Genomic DNA, 21,837 nt, shown 5'->3' with positions numbered 1-21,837 from the left:
TATGCCTAAGCGATAATTAATCAGTAACTTTGCAGCCGAATTATCAAAGTTAGGTATGAAAAGAATATTGTTCACATTTTCCTTGACACTTCTCTTGTGCCATGCCATGGCACAGGAGACGCTGTCTCTGGGTCAATGCCTGAAGATGGGCATTGAGCGAAATCTAAATCTGAAGACTTATGAAGGCAATGTGCTTAAGGGCAAGCACGATGTCAGTGAAAACCGTGCCCGTCTGTTGCCCCAGATTAATATTGGCGCCGGACTCAACGACAATTTCACTCCCCCAGTATCGGTGACCGATGGTAGTGCTTATGGCAAGCCTTACAATGTTACCAAGACGTTGCAGTACAATTCGTCGGCAAGCATCCAGCTGCAGATGCCGCTCTACAGCCAGACGGCACTTACAGCCCTCGACATCGCCAAGACCCTCGACCACCTCAACACGCTCTCTTACGCCAAGGCCAAGGAAGACCTGATAGTGCAAATTAGCAAGATGTACTATCTCGCCCAGAATACCGAAGAGCAGATAGCCATTATCAAGGACAACATCAAGCGCCTGGAGGAACTGCGCGACATCACCCAGGCCTTCCATGACAACGACATGGCGCTCGGCGTCGACGTGAAGCGTGTCAATGTCAATCTCGAGAACCTCAGCGTGCAGTATGACAATGCCAAGGCCATGCTCACCCAGCAGTATAACATGCTGAAATATGTCATCGACTATCCCGCCGACAAGACCATTGCCGTAGAGAAAGCCGACATCGAACAGATAGACATGGCGTCGCTCACAGGACTCAACGAGAACCTCTATGAGCTCCAGCTGCTGCAGGCCCAGCGCACCCTCGCCGAACAGAAGAAGAAACTTGCCAAAGACGGATACCTCCCCACGGTTGCCCTCACGGGCAACTGGACCTACGCAGCCTTTACCGACAACATCAGGAATTGGTTTCATGCCGGAGAGTCCAACCATTGGTACAAGTCCAACGGCATAGGTGTGTCGCTGCGCATCCCCGTGTTCGACGGTTTTGAGAAGCGGTCGAAGATACGTAAGGCCCAGGTGGATATCGACAATGCCCGACTCTCCTACGAGAATGCACTGAAGGGTATGCAGACTCAGTATGCCAACGCTGTCAACGACCTGGCCAACAACCAGCGCAACTTCAGCAAACAGCGCGACAACTACCTGCTTGCCGAGGAGGTATATAAGGTCACAAGCGACAGATACCGTGAGGGCATAACCTCGATGACCGAGGTGCTGCAGGACGAGATGAGCATGAGCGACGCCCAGAACAACTATCTCACCGCCCACTTCAACTACCAGGTGTCCAACCTGACCCTGCTCAAGCTCACTGGCCAGCTGGACAAACTCATCAAATAATAGAAACTTACAAACAATATCATAGAAATGGAAACAAGCAATAACCCCACCAACCACAATACCAGCAACGACACCCCCAACCAGTCTACCCACGAAGTTACCGCCGCCCAGCTCAAGCGCCAGCGCATACGCCAGCTGCTTGTAAGCCTTATCGGTGTGGCCATCCTCGTATGGGGCATCGTGAAGATTGGCTGTATGTTTATGGACTACAAATCTAATGAGAAGAGCGATGACGCACAGGTCGAGCAGTATATCTCGCCCGTCAATCTGCGCGCTTCGGGATATATCAAGAAGATTTGTTTCAAGGAGCATCAGGATGTTAAGAAGGGTGACACCCTGCTGGTGCTCGACGACCGTGAATACCGCATCCGCGTGATGGAAGCCGAGGCTGCCCTCAAGGATGCCATGGCAGGTGCCAATGTGGTTGACGCTTCGCTCCAGACCACCCAGACCTCTGCCACCGTCTACGAGGCGTCGATAGCCGAGATAGAGATACGTCTTGCTAAACTGGAGAAAGACCGCCAGCGCTATCAGAACCTCGTGGCCCGCAATGCTGCCACCCCCATCCAGCTCGAGCAGATTGAGACCGAGTATAATGCCACCAAGAAGAAGCTCGATGCCACCCGCCGACAGCAGAAGGCTGCCTACTCGGGTGTGAACGAGGTGCAGACACGCAAGAAGAATACCGCCGCAGCCATCGAGCGTGCCGAGGCTGCCCTGGAGATGGCCAAGCTCAACCTCTCTTATTGCGTGGTGACCGCTCCCTGTGATGGCAAACTCGGCCGTCGTTCGCTCGAAGACGGACAGGCTGTCAATGCCGGCCAGACCATCACCTACATCATGCCCGACACCCAGAAGTGGGTCATCGCTAACTACAAGGAGACCCAGGTGGAGAAGCTCTATGTGGGCCAGAAGGTCACCATGACCGTCGACGCCTTTGATGGCAAGGAGTTTGAGGGTCGCATTACCGCCATATCCGGCGCCACAGGTTCCAAGTACTCTCTTGTGCCCACCGACAACTCTGCCGGCAACTTTGTCAAGATCCAGCAGCGTGTGCCCGTCAGGATAGAGTTTGAGGGAATATCCAAGGCCGACAACGACAAGCTGGCTGCGGGAATGATGGTCGTAGTTAAGGCTCAACTCAAGAAATGACACAAGCAGAGATATACACGGCAGTGCCCGCGCATCTGCCGAAGAATTTTCCGTTCTACAACTGGGTGCCAAAGCCCCTTGGCATAGCCTTTCTCGTCATACTTTTCATACCTATCATGACGGTCAGCGGTGCTTACTCCGTCAATAGCAGTGAGATGGTGGGTGGGCTTGGCATCCAGTCAGAACACATTGCCTTCATCAGCTTTGTCACGTCGATAGGCATGGCGGCGTTCTCGCCGTTCTTCTACCAGCTGGTCTGCGTGCGACGCCAGAAGATGATGAGCCTCGTGGGCTTCTCGATTCTGGCGGTGCAGAGCTACATCTGTGCCAACACCGACAGCCTGTTCATTCTGGCTCTCAACAGCCTTATCATGGGATTTGTGAGACAGACGCTGCTCATGTGCAACCTATTCACCCTCATCAAGTATGGGTTTGGTATCGAGGCCACGCGCAATGTATCGCCAGGCAACGAGCCGAGCGATGAGGCTGGCTGGGATGCGCTCGATACCGAGAAGAAAGCGAGCCAGCCCATCATCTACTTCTTCTTCATGCTGCTCGGACAGATAGGTACGTGGCTTACGGCGTGGTTTGCCTACAATTACCATTGGCAGATGGTCTATTATGCCATGCTGGGCTCCATCCTCGTGGCGTTGCTCATCACCCTGGTGTGCATGCCCTACAACCCTTATCCCACCAAGCGGTCGCCCTTGTCGTTTTCCAAGTTTGGCAATGTGGTGGTGTTCTGCCTCATGTGCTGTTCCTTTATATATATTATGGTATATGGCAAGGTCTACGACTGGTACGACGACGCCTCCATCTGCTGGGCCACGGTGATTTGCGTGGTGTCGACCCTGCTCTTTGTCTATCTCGAGAAGACGCGGCGCTCGCCTTACTTCATGCTCAAGGCGTTTCGCTCGCGCAGCATCCAGGGCGGCATACTGCTTTTCATCGCACTGATGATATGCAACTCCAGCTCCATGCTGGTCAACATCTTTGTGGGCGTGGGCATGAAGACCGACCAGATACAGGTGGCAGCCCTCGGCAACTGGGTGTTGTTGGGCTATTTCATCGGTCTCGTCTCTATCCTGCTGCTCAACAACAAGGGCGTGCACTTCAAGTGGTTCTTCGCCCTCGGCTTCATACTGATTGGGGCAGCCTCGCTGTTTATGTACTTTGAGGTGCAGACCGACGGCATGCTCGAGCGCATGAAGTGGCCCGTCGTCATCCGTGCCACGGGTATGATGCTGCTCTATTCGCTCATTGCCGTCTACGCCAACCAGCGCATGCCCTACAAGCTGCTGTCCACCTGGGTGTGCATCATGCTCACCGTGCGTATGGTGATAGCCCCTGGCATAGGTTCGGCTCTCTACCAGAACCTCTTTCAGTATCGCCAGCAGTATTACATTACCCGCTATGCCCATGACTACGACCGCACCGATGCAGCCACAGCCATGACCTACGACCAGACAGCCCGCGGAATGCAGTATCAGGGCAAGAGCGAAACCGAGGCACAACACATGGCAGCCATTTCTGCCAAGGGCAAGGTGCAGGTGCAGGCCACCATCTCCGCCATCAAGGAGATATCGGGTTGGACCATCTATGCCTGTATCATCTTTGCCGGACTGATGCTCGTGGTGCCTTGGCCCAAGCGCGACATATCCAAGGATACGCGTGAGTGGTTTGTCAATTATTAGACAGTCTGCCACTCTGGCATCTATACATAAGACGCGGTGAAAGCAACATTTGTAGCGCGATTTGTTACAAATGTTGCTTTCTCTTTTGTCGTGTTGGATATTTTTACTATCTTCGTCGCCGACAATCGTACACCTATGCAGAACGACAACAACATCACGCTCCTCGAACAGCAGATGGCCAACAATGAAGACATCTGTTGCTCCTGCGGCAATATCACTTCCTTCCCACAAGCCTTCTTCGACCGCTTCCACGTGACCGATGTCGGCATTATCGTATGTACTTCGGGCAGCTTCTCCTTCACTTGCGAAGGGGTGGAGTACCAGGTGGCTACGGGCGAGACGGCCTTCCTCTCCCACGGCGTCAGCTTCACCGTGACCCGCCACAGCGCCGACTACTCCGTGGTCATCATCCTCTATCGCGTCGACTCCATCCGCGACATCCTCGGCAACACGGTGGTGGGCATGAAGTTCATGGAGTTTGTCAACCCCAAGCCTTGCCGCGTGATGCACACCGGACATGAAGACGAGCTGACCCACTACTCCCAACTTCTGGCTGCGGGCAATGGCGATGCCAATGTGTTTGCCCTCAACGAGCGTCGCCTGCTTCTGCTCTCGCTTACCTACAGGCTGTGCAGCATCTTCCGCGCCCTTTCTACCGATGGCGACAACGAGCCCAGCCGCAAGCTCGAGACCTATATGCGCCTCATGCAGCTCATCGACAGCCATTATGCCGAGGAGAGGGGAGTAAGATACTATGCCGATAGGCTCTGTCTGTCCCCCAAATACCTTACCATGCTCGTCAAGTCGGTGTCGGGCAACACCGTGCAGCAGCTCGTGTTCAAGGCTATTACCAAGAAGGCGGTTTCGCTGATAACCACCACCGACAAGAGCATCAAGGAAATCGCCGACATTCTCAACTTCCCCAACGCCTCAGCCTTCGGCACTTTCTTCAAGAAGCAGGTGGGCATGTCGCCCATCAACTATCGGCAGAAGGGAGGCTGATATATCGGCAAAATGGGAACCTTGTTTTCCGACAGTCATCGCCGCTGTCAGTGCCAAGGCAAAGCCTTCAGAAGCAGCCATGGCTTTTTATCTTTTTATATCCTTACTGGTGGCAGCCATTGTCGGCTATATCTTTTTTATATAGCCGCTTTATTCGCTTAATGATAATCTTGATCCTGTTTGCAGTCCAGCTTATGGACTTGTAGACTGCATTTGCTGGCGCGTGACGGCCGTTACGTGCTTCCGCTTCGTATGGCGCGCGCTTCCGCTTCGTCCGATACGTGCTTCCGTTTCGTCCGATACGTGTCGCCAAAGGTGGTCAGCAGCCGCGTGGAGGTACCCTCCAGCTTTGCCGAGGTACCCTCCAGCGTCGTAAAGATGGTCAGCAGAGTAGGGGAGACGGTTGACAGGTCGAAGAACAGGGATGTTATGTGCGAGGGGTGCATTTGCGTCGTGGCATCTATGGTCGTGAGGGAGAGGGCGGAGATCTGCATCCGTCTGTCGCTGAAAGAAAAACATGGGAGTATAAACGAAGAAAACCAGCAGATGCCGGTTTTTGCTGATAGTGGGTCTTCTTATGGTAAGACCCACACTCTGGAGTAAGATTATGATTATCAATGCGGAGACTAAAGGGCAACTTGGTTTTTGCTAAACATTTGCGCAGATAAAATGAGATTAATCAAAAATTTCCTAAAGAAAATGATAAAAAATGCAATAAAAGCCGTAACTTTGTACACAATGACAGGTCTTACCATAAGAAGACCCGCTAAGAAGACAAAGATACAACGCCGCTAAAGAGGTGAGTATGCTGTGCGGGTAAGTTCCGCAGACTTAAGACGATTAGCCAACTTTATCTCCACTGGCGATATATCTACAGAATGATTTTATGCACAATGTCTTAGCAGATTTGGCCCTTTCATCCCAGGTGATGATGACCATCCAAGCAGACATAAAGTAGAAGAGAGTTTATGAAGCAGGATTGCACGAGTTCTCCATCTACAGCCGACGAAACCAAGCGCCTTCAACCACTTGAAAGCACCGCGTTTCCAGAGGGCACCCACCTTTCTGAGCCAGAAACACCATCTGGCCCAGCAATGAAGAAATGCGCCGAATCGAAACCAGCAACCGTCGGCTCGCGTCGCAAGAAAGATGCGACAGACACGACTTGCACGTCGTGGAGCTACCTCTTTGTTCACAACCGCAAGGTCAAATCCATCGAACAGCAGCTCCAGCAAGACGGCATCCCTCATTTCGTTCACAAGACTATCAAATATCTGCCCCGTCGCAGCAACCATGGCGGTATGCGTCAGGTCGAGGCGCCCTCGGTGAGCGGACTGATTTTCCTCCAGGGTTCTCCCCGCCAGCTCCAGGCCTATCTGGACGAGCATCTGCCCATGCACAAGCTGTGCAAGAACTGCAGCACCGGCCGCGTGGCTACCATCCCCTGTAACCAGATGGAGCCCTTCATGCGTGTCTCTGAGACCGAGCCCGACAGGCTGCGCTTCCTCCTCCGTCCTTTTGTCTATTACGCCCAGAACCGCACCCTGCTGCGCATCGTCTCTGGCGACTATGCCGGCCTTGAAGGCTATGTCATCCGCATTGCCCGCGACCGCAGACTGGTGATGGATGTCGGTGGCATGGCTGTGGCCATATCCAATGTCCACGCCGAGCGCTTTGAGGAAGTCGGCAAAAACGGTGACGCCAAGAACCGTGCCACCTTCTACAAGCGCAATCTCCATGAGCGCCATGCCTTTATCGACACCTTCTTCCATCAGGTGAAGACCGCCCAAGAGGTGGCGGCACAGACCGAGAACATCAAGATGCTCCTCCGTCAGACCCACGCCGACGTGCTCAGCAAGCGCCTTGACATCAAGGATGCCTTCTCCACCTTCTATTTCATGATCGAAGAGATTGGCTACTACTACGCCCCCTTCCTGGACTACGTCAAAGACGACCTCCAGCCCATCATCGATGCTGGCCGCAAGGTTATGCAGGAGATAGCCCGCATCGCCTCGACCTTCAAGGATGAAGACCAGCGCCAGCGCTATGAAGCCGAGTACGAAGAGCTACGCACCAACTATGGCTATGTGTTTGAGTAGGGTGGGGCAAAGCAAGTATACCTTATATAATATAATAATGTGATAAACACGCCTGAGTAAATCCAACCCATAAAACTTTTATCTCAATTTATTATATGCGTAATTTTGCAGACATACGTGTCGCCGTTGCCGGAACCGGCTACGTCGGCCTGAGTATTGCCACGCTGCTTTCGCAGCACCACCGTGTCACGGCAGTGGACGTGATACCCGAGAAGGTGGAGAAGATCAACAACCGTATCTCACCCATCCAGGACGACTATATCGAGCGCTACCTGGCCGAGAAGCCGCTGCAGCTCACCGCCACCCTCGACGGCCGCCGGGCCTATGCCGACGCCGACTTCGTGGTCATCGCCGCCCCGACCAACTACGACCCTGTAAAGAACTATTTTGACACCAGCCATGTCGAGGAGGTCATCGACCTGGTGCTGGAGGTCAATCCCGATGCCGTCATGGTCATCAAGTCCACCATCCCCGTGGGCTATACCCGCAGCCTCTACCTGAAGTACGCCCAGCGCGGCGTGAAGAAGCTGAACCTGCTCTTCTCGCCCGAGTTCCTGCGTGAGAGCAAGGCCCTCTACGACAATCTCTATCCCAGCCGCATCATCGTGGGCTACCCCAAGATCATGTCGCATCCAGACTTTGCCGATGAGAACCGCGCCATCGAGTCAGTCACCGATGTGGAGATGCTCAAGGAAGCCGCCCGCACCTTCGCCGCGCTCCTCCAGGAAGGCGCGCTCAAGCCCGATGTGGACACCCTCTTCATGGGCATGAAGGAAGCCGAGGCCGTGAAGCTCTTCGCCAACACCTACCTCGCCCTCCGCGTGAGCTACTTCAATGAACTTGATACTTACGCAGAAGTGAAAGGTCTCGACTCAAAAGCCATCATCGAGGGTGTGGGCCTGGACCCCCGCATCGGCAGCCACTACAACAACCCCTCGTTCGGCTACGGCGGCTACTGCCTGCCCAAGGACACCAAGCAGCTGCTGGCCAACTACCAGGACGTGCCGCAGAACATGATGACCGCCATCGTGGAGTCCAACCGCACCCGCAAAGATTATATTGCGGATGCAGTGCTTCGAAAGGCAGGATGGTACGATTATTCAAGCAATAATCAATACGGAGCAGAACCAAACAATTGTGTAATCGGTGTATACCGTTTGACTATGAAGTCAAACTCCGACAACTTCCGTCAATCTGCTATTCAAGGCATTATGAAACGCATCAAGGCAAAAGGTGCAGAGGTTATCATTTACGAACCAACCCTTGAGGATGGCACAACATTCTTTGGTAGCAAGGTGGTCAACAATCTTGCTGAATTCAAGGCACAAAGTAAGGCCATCATCGCCAACCGCTTTGATGATTGCTTGAAAGACGTGGAAGATAAAGTATATACAAGAGATATCTTTAGAAGAGATTAAATACAAATTAAACTAAAATAAAATTATGAGCATTTTTGCAGGTAAAACCCTTATGATTACTGGTGGAACAGGTTCCTTCGGTAACGCAGTTTTGAATCGTTTTCTTCGTACAGACATAGGTGAGATTCGTATTTTCTCACGTGATGAGAAGAAGCAGGATGATATGCGCCATGAGTATCAGATGAAATATCCTGATGTTGCCCAGACAACGATAGATGGATTCAACGCCCTGATATACAACCTATAGGAATGCCTTGAAATTGAGAAATATTTTATTTGGTACACATTTGGTACGTATTTTTGTGGCTAAAATCCTTAATTTCCCGCTTGTTCTGCTTAAAATAGCCATGATTTCATGGTTTCACGCTCTTTTTGGGTACTCAACGTGTGTTGAGAAGGTTCGAATCCTTGTTGAGCGACAAATTGCTTAAATTGAAAACAAACAATAAAAATCATACAACTATGTCAGAAGAAAGAAAGACTATTTATTTGTGCCTCGCGCACCTTTCAGAGGATAGGCTTGAACAGAAATATGTTCAGGAAGCCTTTGACACTAATTGGGTTGTTCCCATGGGTCCAAATGTAACCGCTTTCGAGGAAGATCTTCGTAAGTTCGTAACAGGCAATGTAGAGTCTGCCGTTTATCAAGATTCTCGTTGGCCAGAGGCTACTGCAGCAGCTTGGAATCTCAATCCTGCCTTGAAGGACACAAAGGTTGTGTGTCTTTCGGCAGGTACAGCGGCCGTACATCTGGCTCTCCTCGCCTGTGGCGTGGGTCCTGGCGATGAGGTGTGCGTGCAGTCGTTCACTTTCTGTGCAAGCTCACACCCCATCACCTATCTTGGTGCTACACCCGTCTTCATAGACTCGGAGGCTGAGACCTGGAACATGGATCCGCAGCTTCTTGAAAAGGCCATCCTCGATCGTAAGGAGAAGACTGGCAAATATCCAAAGGCTATCGTGCCCGTTGCTCTCTATGGTATGCCTTACAAGATTGATGAGATCATGGCGATTGCCAACAAGTACGGCATTCCTGTAGTTGAGGATGCTGCCGAAGGTATGGGCTCACGCTTCAACGGACAGGTTCTTGGCACCTTTGGTCAGTTCGGTGTCCTCTCCTTCAATGGCAACAAGATGATCACAACCTCAGGTGGTGGAGCCCTCATCTGTCAGAATGCAGAGGATGCTCAGACCATCATGTGGTACGCAACTCAGGCACGCGATGCCTATCCCTACTACGAACATACTGCCATTGGCTACAACTACCGCATGTCCAACGTATGTGCGGGCATCGGCCGTGGTCAGATGACTGTCCTCGATCAGCATATCGCCCACCACAAGCACGTGCAGGAATTCTACAAGGAACTCTTTAAGGATGTTCCCGGCATCACCCTCCACGAGCAACCAGCCGATCCTCGTTACGATGCCAACTTTTGGCTCTGTGCCGCCACCATCGATCCCGAGATTCGCATCAAGGGTCAGGAGAATGCCTACAAGGAAGTCATCAAGACTGCCGTTGGTGGAGCAGCCGGAGTCATAAAGGCTGTAGATAGTGCCACCACTGATTGCCAGCCCAACGAGAACGTAGAAGCCCTCCGCGTCTACATGCTCTCAAAGAAAGTCGAGTGCCGTCCAGTATGGAAGCCAATGCACTGTCAACCTGTTTACCGCAAGGGTTCACAGGTTGTGGGTCACGGGTCAGGAGTCACGGGTCAGGAGTATTCTGTAATAGAAGGCCCTAATATGGCAGCATACGTTAACCACGTTTCTGAGGACATATTCAAAGTCGGATTCTGCTTGCCAGCAGGACCTTATGTTTCAGACGAAGACGTTCGCTATATCGTAGATTGTATTCGCGAAGCTATTGTTGAATAATGAGTCACGAGCCAAGAGTCATGGGTCACGGGTCATGGGTCACGGGTAATGGGTCATGGGTCATGGGTCATGCTCTAATACATTCGTTACCAATACCCTTTGACCCTTGACAAAAAAAACTTATGAAACAAACAAAGTACACTCAAAAGCCAAAGAAGGTACGAAAACTCGCACCTCTTATGACCGAGGAACAAAAGCAGAATGCGGGCATTTTGGATTTGAGTTTCGATTTTGCTTGTCGTATCACAAGACTCTATCAATACTTGACGGAAGACTCTTCCGACAAGGAGTTTGTGATGTCTAAGCAAGTGTATCGATCAGGGACGAGTATAGGTGCTAACGCGAGAGAGGCCAAGCACGCCCAGTCAGATGCAGACTTTTTGAACAAATACAGTATTTCGTACAAAGAAGCAGACGAGACAGACTACTGGCTCAATCTACTTCATGCCAATGGTTATCTCACAGACGAGGCCTTCAACTCATTGAATCGCGATATGATTCGTATCCTCAAGGTACTCACTGCCATAATCAAGAAACTCAAAGAAAAAATCAAAAAATAGAGTCACGAGTCATGAGTCACGAGTCATGGGTCTTGGGTCAGAGCAAAAACAATCATTACCCATGACCCATTACCCATAACTCCTAAAAAGTCATGCCCCCAAAATCAATTATGACCCTTTACTAATGACCCATGACTCAATAATGACGATGATGTTCGCTACATTGTTGACTGCATCAAGGAAGCAATCGTAAAATAAGAATCTAGATAATTGATCAGAAATAAGGTTAGTTGGTGTACAGGTGGTCTGTTTTGGTTCTTTATTCGGACTTATCGGGGGATTTGTCCGAGATGAGGTCTTTGAGAATCAATCCAGATAGGGTTCAATACCCTCACCAACTTCAAGTAAATCATGACCTACACGCCCAAACCAGACCATCAGTTATGGATTACGAAAAAGCAAAACGCGCCCTCGACCATCTGCAAGTAGAACGTCATGCGCAAAACGACAGGCTTCAGCTTGCAGCCGATGCCAAACATAAGCTCAATGCAGCCCTTCACATACAGTTGCCTATCAGCAACAGAGTGTTCCGCGCTAATTAGGTAACTCGCCACTGCTCCTTTGTGCTCGCAGAGGCTCAAATATCAAAAATAATGTCAACTCCAAGGTTTATTAAGAAAGCAACTCCAGTACCAAGCATCTCTATGGATGTTATGGCAAGGCTGGAAACGATATTCAATGATAAGCAATGGAACATCGATAGGACAAGTCAAATATCATTGTATGATAGATACTGCAATACTCTCATGAAGTTCACGGAAGAGGAACAACAACTGCTTCTTGAACTCACAGAGAGGTTCTTGAAAATAGATCTTAGCGAGTACGTTGGCTATTTCGAGAAATTGTTAAATGACATCCAAAACGACAATCCTGGTTCTACATTGATCCTTGCTCCATGCATACCAGAAGAAGAGGCTGGAAAAACAAAAAGTTCAAGTGTTGCTCTGTATACGATGAAATCTACCCACTATAATCATGCTGTAAAGTGTGGTATAGAACCAAGCGACATCAAGAATATACTTCCAGTAATCAACCAGAACACTACCATTGTTTTAGTGGACGATTTCATTGGAACAGGAGATACGGCTTTGAATGCTATTAAATATGCACAAAGCATCTTGCCTCAAGGCTTTCCTATCCAGAACATCAAAGTAATGGCTATCGTCACTATGGAAACTGGGAAGATTGCAATTGAAAACATTGGAGTAAGAGTATACTCAGAAGTATCGTCTTGAACAGCACATGCTGCGAGTCAAAGGTTTGCCTGCATGGATTGCGAAACCAGAACATTATGTCCGTCACTTATATGGAAAAATAAACTACGTTCTCCAGATTAACCCGAAAGACAAAGAATTTCAATTATACAAGGAATTGTTAAGAGGAAAATATGGAGAAATGTTATAAAAACAATAACCGAATAGCGAATAATAACCTCACCTGAGAATCCTCTTACTCTCATAATCTCATGTGAGGATAGCGACTCTTGGAGTATCAGGAAACCGCACATTTCTGATGAACGGTTCAAATCCGATGGTCGCACCAGTATAAATAATAAATATGTACGCCATGTACTTGAAACACGAATAATCTACCTTTATGATAAATGAAGATAAAAAAAGATACGGACTATCAAACCTCGGTTTAATAAAGGGTCTATTTACAGGACATGCTTTCTATGCTGTACTTCACTATCGTATAGCTAGCTGGCTATACAAGCATCATATTAAACTATTGCCAGATATGGTTTGCTATCGCAATATACGTAGGCATGGTTGTGAGATTTCTCCGACATCATCAATTGATGGTGGGTTAATGTTGCATCATACGGTCGGCATTGTAGTTGGATGTTTTGTAAAGGCTGGTAAGAACCTTGAAATCTTCCAGAATGTAACAATTGGAAGTAACCGAAAAGAGGTTGATGGCCAGATAATGCCCATAATAGGAGATAATGTGTCTATTGGTTCCGGTGCTGTTGTTGTTGGACCAATAAAAATCGGCAATAATGTTTTAATAGGTGCAAATAGTTATGTTGATAAGGATATTCCTGACAACGCTGTTGTAGCAGGAATACCAGCGAAAATAATAAGGTATAAACAATGAATATAATAATATTATCAAACGCAATAACGCCTCATCAAGTTCCTTTATGTGATTCACTAAAAGAGATTCCGAATGTGACTGTATTGTTTATCGAGACTCAAGATATTGACAAGACAACTCTTCCTGTGGGATGGAGGAATATAAGTAAGCGCGACTATGTCATCAGTTATGCATCATTCATAAGTAACAGAACCGCCTACGATCAACTTATCTTGGCGGCAGATGTGGTTGTTTTTGGTTCTGCACCTGTTCAGTATGTTCAACATCGATTAGAAGCAGGTAAGTTAACATTCCTCTATTCTGAACGTATATATAAGAATTGGAAAGAATGTCTAAAAATGCCACTCCATTACATTAAGTTCCGCAAGATGTTCGGGAAATACGGTAATCTCCATCTGCTTTGTGCTAGCGCATTTGCTGCTTCTGATTATTCGAAATTGGGGTTATTCAAGGGCAAAGCTTATAAATGGGGGTATTTCACGGAAACCGACTTAGACCTACCGTCATTAAACAAACGATTCAAGAGTCCGCTAAAAATACTATGGTGCTCAAGATTCATAGAATGGAAACATCCTGAGCTGGCAGTCAAATTAGCAAAGCGTCTAAGGGATAGTGGCTACACTTTTATGCTCGATATGATAGGTGAAGGAGATAAGCTACAAGAGACGATACGTTATGTAGAAGAGAACGACTTAGGTGGCTTTGTACGCTTCTTGGGTACGATGCCTAACAAACAAGTACACGAGCAAATGCAATTGCACGATATATTCCTCTTCACATCCGACAAAGGAGAAGGATGGGGAGCAGTGGCAAACGAAGCAATGGCAAATGGTTGTGTAATAGTTGGTTCTGATGAGATTGGGGCTATACCTTACCTAGTGACCCACCGTGGCAATGGAATAATATTCAAATCAAAAAATGAGGACTTGTTATATAAGGTGGTTGTTGAATTATTACAAGATGTAAGTTTATGTCAAAGCCTTTCGTACAACGCAGTGGCTACGATGAGAGAAATCTGGTCTCCTCGAAATGCTGCTTCTTCACTTATAGAGTTGTCTAATTCAATAATTAAGAACAGCAAGAACCCAATCCTTGCAGGACCATGTAGTAAAGCATAAATTTACATATATGATAAAGAGAATATACATGCACTTTTGGCGTGCAATAGTTTACTTTCTGGTCAATAAGATTTTCGCGGGCACAAACCCTCATTATTTTAAGTTAAAAGCCAGTTTACTTAGAACCATAGGATATACTATTGGCAAAAATACTTTGATAGTAGGACCAATGACATGCACAGGAAGACTCTCTATTGGTGATAATTGTTGGATTGGTACCAATTTGAAGATACATGGAAACGGTAATGTGTTCATCGGAAATAACATCGATATAGCTCCTGATGTTACTTTTCTTACGGGAACTCATTATATAGGGACCGAAGAAAGAAGAGCTGGGCAAGGTTATAATACCACGATACGAGTGGAAGATGGTTGCTGGCTTGGAGGGAAAAGTGTGTTCGTAAATGAAATAACCATTGGGACGATGTCTGTTGCTGCAGCTGGAGCAGTTGTGTGTAAGGATGTTCCAGCCAATAGTTTAGTTGGTGGAGTTCCCGCCAAAATCATAAAATCTTTGAAATCATGAAGCTGTCAAGTAGTCAACAAATAAAATATGGGGCGATACTTTCCTATATCGGTGTTTTCGTTTACATCCTTATAGGATTGTTATACACACCATGGATGATTCGTTCCATAGGCAAAGAGGATTATGGCTTATATACCTTGGCGTACTCAATACTTTCGTTCTTCGTCTTTGACTTTGGTATTAGTGCCGCCATTCAGCGTTTTGTGTCAAAGTATCTTGCAGAAGGCAAGGAAGAAGAAGTCAATAAATGCGTAAGTACTGTATATAAACTATACTTATATATTGACTGCTTTATACTTGCGATCCTTCTTATAATATTCTTTCTGATACCAACAATCTATAGGGAGTTGACACCCGACCAAATCATTCGCCTTAAAATAGTGTTTGCAATGGTCAGTACATTTAGTGTTATATCCTTCCCTTTCATTCCTTTGAACGGTATCCTCTCCGCGTACGAAGAATTTGTACAACTAAAGTCTTGCGACCTCTTTTCGAAGGTTCTGACAGTTCTGGTGAATGTCCTCTGTTTGTACTATGGAGGTGGTCTATATGAGATTGTACTTGGCAATATAATTGTAGGAGCATTATTCATCGTTGTAAAATATGTAATTGTTAAGAGGACCACCAACTTATCAATTCAATTAAACTATAAATCCAGCCGAAGAGAACTAAAGGAGTTGCTGTTATTCTCAGGATGGACAACAGTGGTGGCAATATGCCAAAGATTCATTATCAATATATCACCCTCTATACTCGGCTACTTTGCAGGCGTAGAAGTAATTGCTGTCTTTGGAATAGCTTTATGCCTCGAAGCCTACACATATAATTGTGCATACGCTATGAATGGTATGTTCTTGCCAAAAGTATCACGGCTACTAAGCCAAAACGAAAGTGTGTTGCCGTTGATGATTCGAGTTGGTAGAATCCAACTTGTTATTCTCGGTCTGATAATGGTTGGATTTCTTATTGTCGGCAAACAGTTTATATTTGCATGGTTAGGCGATGGGTATGAGAATGCATATTATTGCACAATTCTACTTATTACTCCAGCTTTCTTCCTTTTGCCTGCTGATATTGCCGATCAAACTTTGATAGCAAGTGGAAATGTCAAATTGAGAGCATACGCCTACTTGATAACAGCGGTTGTAAATATTGTTCTATCAATAATTTTAACCTCTTTGTTTGGAATCATAGGTCTTGCTGCTTCCATCTTTATATCATTTATGATACGTAATGCGGCATTGTATTATGTCTATTACAAAAAGTTGAATATTAATGTATTCATCTTCTTCAGAGATGTCTATCTCAAAATGTCATTGGGTCTTATAACCAGCTTGGTCGTATCTTACATCTTGGCAGAATTTGTACCATTCCAAGGTTGGTTAGATGTTGTAGTCCGTGGTGCGATTACGATTCTTACTTATGCCATAGTAATGTTGATATTGGCTTTAAATGAATCTGAGAGAAAATTGTTTTTTTCAATACTGAGACGAAAATGAAAATACTACAGAATATAAATTACACCATTTTATCAGGTTTCCTTTTGACCTTTTATATCGCCTATAGTATTATGGGAGATAACCAGTCGATGGCAAGTAACTTGATTACAATGTCTTTTGTTTATGTGTTCGGATTATTTTTCCTGAATCGTAGATACAATTATTCCAAAGAATATACCAACATCCTTTATTGGTGTATTCCACTTGTGTTCATTAATGTTACGTTAAGCGGTTTTGGTGGTTTTGACTATTACAAGAAAGCGATAATGTTCACAACGACTTTGTTATGGATTGTATATACATGTAACACGACAATTACAAAAAAAACAGCATACATAATTTGTTTGATTATGCTTGCTCTCAATATCTCATATCAGTTCTTTTATGAGTCTGGATTAGCTATATACGAAGGAGAAGCTTTGTTATATCTCGGTTTTACGAACCCAAACCTTGCGGGTATGTATATACTTAACTCTATGTTGTATTTGGGAATTCTAATTGTTGCAGGTAGAGAGCTTTTCAGTAAGAAGAAGTGGTATTTTGTACATGTTGCTGTTTCTATATTTGTTCTTTTCACAACATTTGGTCTATTGATGTTGACAGGATGTCGCTCTGCAATATTATCGCTGATTGCCTTTGGTGTATTAGTCGTAGCCGACTTCTTTTTCTTGCAAAAGATAAAACCCAGAAAATGGATTTGCTACCTAATAGCTATTGCACCCCTTCTGTTTGTATTCTTTTATGTGTTTTATATTAAGACATTGGACGTAAATGTATCTTTCGGTCTTGAAGATGCAGGTAAAAGTTCAACTACTCGATTAAAAATCTGGAGTCCTCTTGTTGATAACTTCTTCCACTTCCTCATCTATGGCGATTACTATGGTATTAGTAACGGTACTGGCTTCTCGCAGATGCACAATACGCATTTTGATGTATATGCTTCTTATGGTATCATTCCTTTAATGTTATACATGTCTTTATTGGCGAAGGTGATTTGGAATACATGGTCTCGGGCAGCATCTCGATTCCAAAGGTGTTCTGTATATGCTTTTGTTGCCACATTTATCGTATCTACATTTGAGGCTGGTTTTGTAGCAGGTAGTGCAGGACTTTTCTTGCTGACTTGCGGTTTCCTTATTTTATCAAACACCCAAACAGATGAGAATCCTACAAATAAATAATGTCTATGATCGCCTGAGCACGGGTAAGATCGTGGCTGACTTACATAGAGAATATACTGCAAGAGGAATTGAGTCGTACGTAAGCTATGCTCGTGGTCCTAAGGTTGGTCAGCCCCATGTGCAGAAATTTAATTGGGAGTTTTATGCACACGTCAACAAGGTGCGTGCTTACTTAACTGGCATTCTCTATGGTGGCAACATCATATCGACACTAAGGCTTTTCTCCCAGATTAGGAGAATTAATCCAGATATTGTTCATCTTCATTGCATTAATGACGATTCAGTAAACATCTACTGGTTGTTGAAATATCTGAAAAAGAAAGGCATTAGAACTGTCGTGACAGAACACGCAGAGTTTCTTCATACTGGTACATGTGGATCTGCGTACGAGTGCAACCGCTGGCTTGATGGATGTGGTAAATGTCCACAGTCTAAATCTATGAAGTTTTTGTTTGATAACACACACCTCGCTTGGAAAAAGATGATGGATGCTTTTGATGGTTTTGACAGAGGAAAATTATGTGTGACTACGGTATCGCCTTGGTTGAAAACCCGTGCTACTCAGAATTCGCATTTCTCAGTTTACCAGATTACCCCTGTGTTGAACGGTATTGATACAGTTAATTTTTATAGGAGAGTTAATTCAATAGTTGACAGGCAGACGATAGAATTGACGGGAAGACCTGTAGTTATGTTTGTGACATCAAGTTTTCCAGCACCTGTTAAGGGCACTCATTTCATTGAGGATTTAGCTAAGCGTATGCCAGAAGTAGATTTCCTCGTTTTGGGACAAAAAGGAGAGGTAGAGGACTTGCCTCAAAACATACATCTGTTAGGAAGGGTATATGACCGTGATAAGATGGCATTATACTACTCTTTGTCTGATGCAACAATACTTGTTAGCAAAGCCGAAACATTCTCTATGCCAGTGGCAGAGAGCCTTTGCTGTGGTACTCCTGTTGTAGGCTTCAAAGCAGGCGGTCCTGAATCCATCTGCCTTGATGAGTATTGTAAGTTCGTTGATTATGGTGATGTGGATTCGCTTCAGCAAGCATTGAATTACACCTTGTCACAATCATTCGACCGAGATAAAATGTCAAAGGAGGCAATACGGAAGTATTCTAAGAAAGCGATGGCAGATGGCTATATTGCTGTTTACAACCGTTTAATGGAAGCAAAATGAAAAAGAAGATAAAGATAAACTTTGTCGATTTCTTTCGTAGTTTCGACAAGGAAAATAATCAGTTTACGAATATCCTTCGTGAGCGTTATGATGTGGAGATTTCCGACACACCTGATTATATATTTTACTCCACATTCGGAAAGAAGTTTCTCGATTACGATTGTGTGAAGATATACTTTACCGGTGAATGTATCGTACCAGACTTCAACTTGTGCGATTATGCCATGGCATTTGACCATATCAGTTTTGGTGATCGCTATCTCAGGGTTCCTCTTTACGAAGTGCTCCACTACAAGCCAAAGTATCAGACACTCATTGACGGTACTGTCCCAGTAACGGAGAAGACAGATTTTTGTGGATTCGTTGTTTCCAATGACCAGGGAATGAAGGAGCGTCAGCAGATGTTCAATCTTCTGTCAGCTTACAAGAAAGTCGATTCGGGCGGTCGCTATATGAACAATATTGGCGGTCCCGTGAAAGATAAACTCGCTTTCGACCAATCTCATAAGTTCAGCCTCACATTTGAGAATTGCTCTCACGTTGGTTATACCACGGAGAAAATAGTCGAGGCTTTTGCTGCTGGTGCTATACCTATTTATTATGGTAACCCAGAGATTGGCAAGGAGTTCAATACAAAGGCATTTGTGAATATACACGAATTCGCTTCTTTGGAGGATGCCGTAAGGCGAATCATGGAGATAGACCAGAATGATGAGTTGTACAAACAGATAAAGGCAGAACCTATCATATCAGGAGCTCGCAAAGATGATAACAGACTTAGATCATTCCTCTATGCCATTTTTGACCAACCTTTAGAGTCTGCTCGAAGAAGACCATATAATACGAGAATCGAAGAGCGCGAGTCGGAATTTAAATTGGTTAGGAAGTACGAGAATCTCTTGGGTAAGCGTATCAAGCGAGTGAAGGCTCTGTTTCGTAGAATTAAAAACAATGCAATCTGATTTATGCGAAAACTTATATATAGCTTAATATACGGATGGTATAGAATCCTCAATGCACCAAAGATTATCATGTGTGGCGTAACGGTTGGCAAAAACGTTCATTTCCGTGGTAAGGTATTCTTTAAGAATGTACGATGTGGTAAGGGTTCCATCAAGATAGGCGATAATGTCAATATCAATTCTTCTTTGGCTGCTGACCCAATAGGAGGTGATACAAGAACCATACTCTATACCCGAAACAAAGGACACATTGTAATAGAAGAAGGTGTTGGTATCTCAAACGCAACCCTTGTGTCTGACACCTCAATCACAATTGGAGCTTACTCTAATCTTGGGGGTGGTGTCAAGGTCTATGATACCGACTTCCATTCTCTCAACTCGGAAGTACGCTTAAATGGGGATACTGACATCAAAAGCAAACCTGTAGTAATTGGCAAACGTGTCTTTGTGGGTGGTCATTCTATCATCCTAAAGGGAGTGTCCATTGGCGATGATGCGGTTATTGGTGCAGGCAGCGTAGTTGCCAAGAATGTTCCATCAGGAGAAATATGGGCAGGCAATCCTGCAAAGTTTATCAGAAAAGTAAAGACAGACAAATGATCTCAGCAATATATTTGACAATTATTGCCCTTGTTACATGTGTGCTCTATAGCATAGTTTGTAAGAGGCAAATAGCCATTGGGGGGGGTAAGTTTACAAAAGATACAACCACAGTTTTCAAAGGTGTAGCAATTCTGATGATAGTGATGGGACATGTCGGACAGTTAGTGCCGTTTTCGCGTCCTTTCACTCCACTTGGTGCCATTGGTGTTGCCCTATTCCTGCTTTGCAGTGGATTCGGCATTGAAAAGAGTTTCCAGAAGAGTGGTCGCAAGGACTATTGGAAAAAACGTATCATCAACGTGTGGCTTCCATACGCTTTGATTGAATTGCTTTGTGTATGGCATCATCCAGAGGTTGGCGTTACTGGTGTTATAGAAGACCTGCTTCTAATACGTCCTTATCATCCGTTTGGCTGGTATATGCAAGTGTTGTTCATTTGGTATATCTTGTATTACCTTACCTCGTTCGTAAGCAAGAAAATGCAGGTTACAGCTTTCATACTTGCCAGCATCTTGATGATATGCTTTTGGACATCACTGCGAGCACAAAATTCCCTCTCTTTCCTCATCGGAATTTTTTTCGCAAGGAATGAGGCGAAGTTCCTGAGCCTTGCAAATTGGAAAAGCTTGATAGTTGCTACGATATTGAGTGGAGGAGTATTTGTAGTTCGCGAGCGTTTACTAAGAATTGAAGATTTTCAGGAGACAATCGGATGGAACGCATTCTCTCTTGTTTACTATATGACTCTTGCTACTTTCTTCTACATCATCCTGATTATGGTATGTAAACCAGCACGTGAAAGAATGCTTCGAGGATTCTATATGATAGGCTTGATCTCGTACGAGGTTTATCTCGTACATGGCTATACATACGCATATCTGGATTCAAGCGAACTGATACCAATGGTTGCATTCTTTGTAGCTACATTTGCATTTAGTCATTTGTATAAATATGGATTCAAAAAGTTAAAATCAATTATAAAGATATAACATAGTGCAAGCACAAGGCACGCTGATTATATATATTAAACAAACATGTTATGAAGATAGAAATTATTGTAACCACAATGCATCAGACTGATTTCTCCATTTTAGATAAGATGAAGATAGATTCCGATGTTATAATTGCAAATCAGGCGGATAGGAATGAATTCGCAACTAAACAACTAGCAAATGGTAAAGCTATGATGATAACATCGACAACGAGAGGTCTGAGTAAGAATAGAAACATTGGTTTGGAGTTTGTTGATAAAGATACAGACTTTGTGATGTTTGCTGATGATGACTTAGTTTTCGATGATGGATATATTCATAAGATAAAGAAAGAACTCGAAAAACATCCTGAAGCAGATGCAATCAAATTTAACTTATATAACATTTCTAAAACCCGCCAAATAAGTATGGGGACTATAAAGAAATGGAGTAAGGCAAATAGACGAAGTGTCTCTTCTAGTGGTGTATGGGGCGCTGCCATTAAATATAATTCGA

The 21,837-nt window shown here is 45.5% G+C and carries 21 protein-coding genes and 1 pseudogene; all 22 read left to right on the top strand.

The features are described from left to right. The first annotated feature begins 55 nt into the window (after positions 1-55). Entirely contained in the window at positions 56-1,378 is a 1,323-nt protein-coding gene (locus tag CIK92_RS08245; protein ID WP_094388765.1) for a TolC family protein, read from the top strand. Positions 1,379-1,405: 27 nt separating this feature from the next. Beyond that, positions 1,406-2,530 (top strand): HlyD family secretion protein, encoded by a 1,125-nt coding sequence (locus CIK92_RS08240; protein WP_094388764.1) that lies wholly within the window; start codon positions 1,406-1,408, stop codon positions 2,528-2,530. Further along, positions 2,527-4,224, top strand: a complete 1,698-nt coding sequence (locus tag CIK92_RS08235) for an MFS transporter (RefSeq protein ID WP_094388763.1) — start codon at positions 2,527-2,529, stop codon at positions 4,222-4,224. Before CIK92_RS08240 ends, CIK92_RS08235 begins: the two co-directional genes overlap by 4 nt. A gap of 135 nt (positions 4,225-4,359) precedes the next feature. Next, a complete protein-coding gene (locus CIK92_RS08230; RefSeq protein WP_094388762.1) occupies positions 4,360-5,226 on the top strand; it encodes an AraC family transcriptional regulator in 867 nt (288 codons plus the stop codon). Positions 5,227-5,604: 378 nt separating this feature from the next. After that, positions 5,605-5,829, top strand: coding sequence for a hypothetical protein (locus CIK92_RS08225; RefSeq protein WP_094388761.1), 225 nt, complete (start codon positions 5,605-5,607; stop codon positions 5,827-5,829). A gap of 491 nt (positions 5,830-6,320) precedes the next feature. Continuing rightward, positions 6,321-7,325 (top strand): hypothetical protein, encoded by a 1,005-nt coding sequence (locus tag CIK92_RS08220; RefSeq protein WP_094388760.1) that lies wholly within the window; start codon positions 6,321-6,323, stop codon positions 7,323-7,325. Positions 7,326-7,420: 95 nt separating this feature from the next. Next, positions 7,421-8,743: a UDP binding domain-containing protein gene (locus CIK92_RS08215; RefSeq protein ID WP_094388759.1), complete on the top strand. Its 1,323-nt coding sequence runs from the start codon at positions 7,421-7,423 to the stop codon at positions 8,741-8,743. 31 nt (positions 8,744-8,774) lie between these two features. Next, positions 8,775-8,945, top strand: a pseudogene (locus CIK92_RS08210) (polysaccharide biosynthesis protein); the annotation flags it as partial. 260 nt (positions 8,946-9,205) lie between these two features. Further along, the gene (locus tag CIK92_RS08205; RefSeq protein WP_094388758.1) at positions 9,206-10,618 is read left to right on the top strand and encodes a DegT/DnrJ/EryC1/StrS aminotransferase family protein; all 1,413 of its coding nucleotides are present in this window, start codon (positions 9,206-9,208) and stop codon (positions 10,616-10,618) included. A gap of 122 nt (positions 10,619-10,740) precedes the next feature. Next, positions 10,741-11,178, top strand: coding sequence for a four helix bundle protein (locus tag CIK92_RS08200; protein ID WP_371594139.1), 438 nt, complete (start codon positions 10,741-10,743; stop codon positions 11,176-11,178). Between the two features lie 383 nt (positions 11,179-11,561). Beyond that, positions 11,562-11,720, top strand: coding sequence for a hypothetical protein (locus CIK92_RS13780; protein ID WP_158214763.1), 159 nt, complete (start codon positions 11,562-11,564; stop codon positions 11,718-11,720). 51 nt (positions 11,721-11,771) lie between these two features. Further along, positions 11,772-12,413 (top strand): phosphoribosyltransferase, encoded by a 642-nt coding sequence (locus CIK92_RS08190; protein WP_094388756.1) that lies wholly within the window; start codon positions 11,772-11,774, stop codon positions 12,411-12,413. A 361-nt stretch (positions 12,414-12,774) separates the two neighbouring features. After that, positions 12,775-13,278 carry a serine O-acetyltransferase gene (locus CIK92_RS08185; protein ID WP_094388755.1) on the top strand — a complete coding sequence of 168 codons (504 nt, stop codon included), beginning with the start codon at positions 12,775-12,777 and terminating at the stop codon, positions 13,276-13,278. Beyond that, positions 13,275-14,396: a glycosyltransferase family 4 protein gene (locus tag CIK92_RS08180; RefSeq protein ID WP_094388754.1), complete on the top strand. Its 1,122-nt coding sequence runs from the start codon at positions 13,275-13,277 to the stop codon at positions 14,394-14,396. Before CIK92_RS08185 ends, CIK92_RS08180 begins: the two co-directional genes overlap by 4 nt. A gap of 10 nt (positions 14,397-14,406) precedes the next feature. Beyond that, the gene (locus CIK92_RS08175) at positions 14,407-14,922 is read left to right on the top strand and encodes a hypothetical protein (protein ID WP_094388753.1); all 516 of its coding nucleotides are present in this window, start codon (positions 14,407-14,409) and stop codon (positions 14,920-14,922) included. Beyond that, positions 14,919-16,421, top strand: coding sequence for an oligosaccharide flippase family protein (locus tag CIK92_RS08170; RefSeq protein WP_094388752.1), 1,503 nt, complete (start codon positions 14,919-14,921; stop codon positions 16,419-16,421). The genes CIK92_RS08175 and CIK92_RS08170 overlap by 4 nt, the downstream gene beginning before the upstream one ends. Then, the gene (locus CIK92_RS08165) at positions 16,418-17,602 is read left to right on the top strand and encodes an O-antigen ligase (protein WP_094388751.1); all 1,185 of its coding nucleotides are present in this window, start codon (positions 16,418-16,420) and stop codon (positions 17,600-17,602) included. Before CIK92_RS08170 ends, CIK92_RS08165 begins: the two co-directional genes overlap by 4 nt. Then, entirely contained in the window at positions 17,580-18,785 is a 1,206-nt protein-coding gene (locus CIK92_RS08160) for a glycosyltransferase (protein WP_094388750.1), read from the top strand. Before CIK92_RS08165 ends, CIK92_RS08160 begins: the two co-directional genes overlap by 23 nt. Beyond that, positions 18,782-19,747, top strand: a complete 966-nt coding sequence (locus tag CIK92_RS08155; RefSeq protein WP_094388749.1) for a glycosyltransferase family 10 domain-containing protein — start codon at positions 18,782-18,784, stop codon at positions 19,745-19,747. The genes CIK92_RS08160 and CIK92_RS08155 overlap by 4 nt, the downstream gene beginning before the upstream one ends. A gap of 3 nt (positions 19,748-19,750) precedes the next feature. Beyond that, positions 19,751-20,347 carry a DapH/DapD/GlmU-related protein gene (locus CIK92_RS08150; protein WP_094388748.1) on the top strand — a complete coding sequence of 199 codons (597 nt, stop codon included), beginning with the start codon at positions 19,751-19,753 and terminating at the stop codon, positions 20,345-20,347. Continuing rightward, positions 20,296-21,339 (top strand): acyltransferase, encoded by a 1,044-nt coding sequence (locus CIK92_RS08145; RefSeq protein ID WP_094388747.1) that lies wholly within the window; start codon positions 20,296-20,298, stop codon positions 21,337-21,339. Before CIK92_RS08150 ends, CIK92_RS08145 begins: the two co-directional genes overlap by 52 nt. A gap of 50 nt (positions 21,340-21,389) precedes the next feature. Beyond that, positions 21,390-21,837: glycosyltransferase family 2 protein (locus CIK92_RS08140; RefSeq protein ID WP_144289383.1), on the top strand; the 448-nt coding region annotated here is incomplete at its 3' end.

This window comes from Prevotella sp. P4-67 (assembly GCF_002251325.1).
GTDB lineage: Bacteria > Bacteroidota > Bacteroidia > Bacteroidales > Bacteroidaceae > Prevotella.
The sequence above is the reverse complement of the archived record's forward strand: the minus strand, read 5'-3'. Positions and strand labels throughout refer to the sequence as shown.

What these genes read in the sequence shown, in the direction of transcription:
- CIK92_RS08245 (WP_094388765.1), top strand. Translation starts at nt 56, where the DNA reads ATGAAAAGAATATTGTTCACATTTTCCTTGACACTTCTCTTGTGCCAT.
- CIK92_RS08240 (WP_094388764.1), top strand. Translation starts at nt 1,406, where the DNA reads ATGGAAACAAGCAATAACCCCACCAACCACAATACCAGCAACGACACC.
- CIK92_RS08235 (WP_094388763.1), top strand. Translation starts at nt 2,527, where the DNA reads ATGACACAAGCAGAGATATACACGGCAGTGCCCGCGCATCTGCCGAAG.
- CIK92_RS08230 (WP_094388762.1), top strand. Translation starts at nt 4,360, where the DNA reads ATGCAGAACGACAACAACATCACGCTCCTCGAACAGCAGATGGCCAAC.
- CIK92_RS08225 (WP_094388761.1), top strand. Translation starts at nt 5,605, where the DNA reads ATGGTCAGCAGAGTAGGGGAGACGGTTGACAGGTCGAAGAACAGGGAT.
- CIK92_RS08220 (WP_094388760.1), top strand. Translation starts at nt 6,321, where the DNA reads ATGAAGAAATGCGCCGAATCGAAACCAGCAACCGTCGGCTCGCGTCGC.
- CIK92_RS08215 (WP_094388759.1), top strand. Translation starts at nt 7,421, where the DNA reads ATGCGTAATTTTGCAGACATACGTGTCGCCGTTGCCGGAACCGGCTAC.
- CIK92_RS08205 (WP_094388758.1), top strand. Translation starts at nt 9,206, where the DNA reads ATGTCAGAAGAAAGAAAGACTATTTATTTGTGCCTCGCGCACCTTTCA.
- CIK92_RS08200 (WP_371594139.1), top strand. Translation starts at nt 10,741, where the DNA reads ATGAAACAAACAAAGTACACTCAAAAGCCAAAGAAGGTACGAAAACTC.
- CIK92_RS13780 (WP_158214763.1), top strand. Translation starts at nt 11,562, where the DNA reads ATGGATTACGAAAAAGCAAAACGCGCCCTCGACCATCTGCAAGTAGAA.
- CIK92_RS08190 (WP_094388756.1), top strand. Translation starts at nt 11,772, where the DNA reads ATGTCAACTCCAAGGTTTATTAAGAAAGCAACTCCAGTACCAAGCATC.
- CIK92_RS08185 (WP_094388755.1), top strand. Translation starts at nt 12,775, where the DNA reads ATGATAAATGAAGATAAAAAAAGATACGGACTATCAAACCTCGGTTTA.
- CIK92_RS08180 (WP_094388754.1), top strand. Translation starts at nt 13,275, where the DNA reads ATGAATATAATAATATTATCAAACGCAATAACGCCTCATCAAGTTCCT.
- CIK92_RS08175 (WP_094388753.1), top strand. Translation starts at nt 14,407, where the DNA reads ATGATAAAGAGAATATACATGCACTTTTGGCGTGCAATAGTTTACTTT.
- CIK92_RS08170 (WP_094388752.1), top strand. Translation starts at nt 14,919, where the DNA reads ATGAAGCTGTCAAGTAGTCAACAAATAAAATATGGGGCGATACTTTCC.
- CIK92_RS08165 (WP_094388751.1), top strand. Translation starts at nt 16,418, where the DNA reads ATGAAAATACTACAGAATATAAATTACACCATTTTATCAGGTTTCCTT.
- CIK92_RS08160 (WP_094388750.1), top strand. Translation starts at nt 17,580, where the DNA reads ATGAGAATCCTACAAATAAATAATGTCTATGATCGCCTGAGCACGGGT.
- CIK92_RS08155 (WP_094388749.1), top strand. Translation starts at nt 18,782, where the DNA reads ATGAAAAAGAAGATAAAGATAAACTTTGTCGATTTCTTTCGTAGTTTC.
- CIK92_RS08150 (WP_094388748.1), top strand. Translation starts at nt 19,751, where the DNA reads ATGCGAAAACTTATATATAGCTTAATATACGGATGGTATAGAATCCTC.
- CIK92_RS08145 (WP_094388747.1), top strand. Translation starts at nt 20,296, where the DNA reads ATGGGCAGGCAATCCTGCAAAGTTTATCAGAAAAGTAAAGACAGACAA.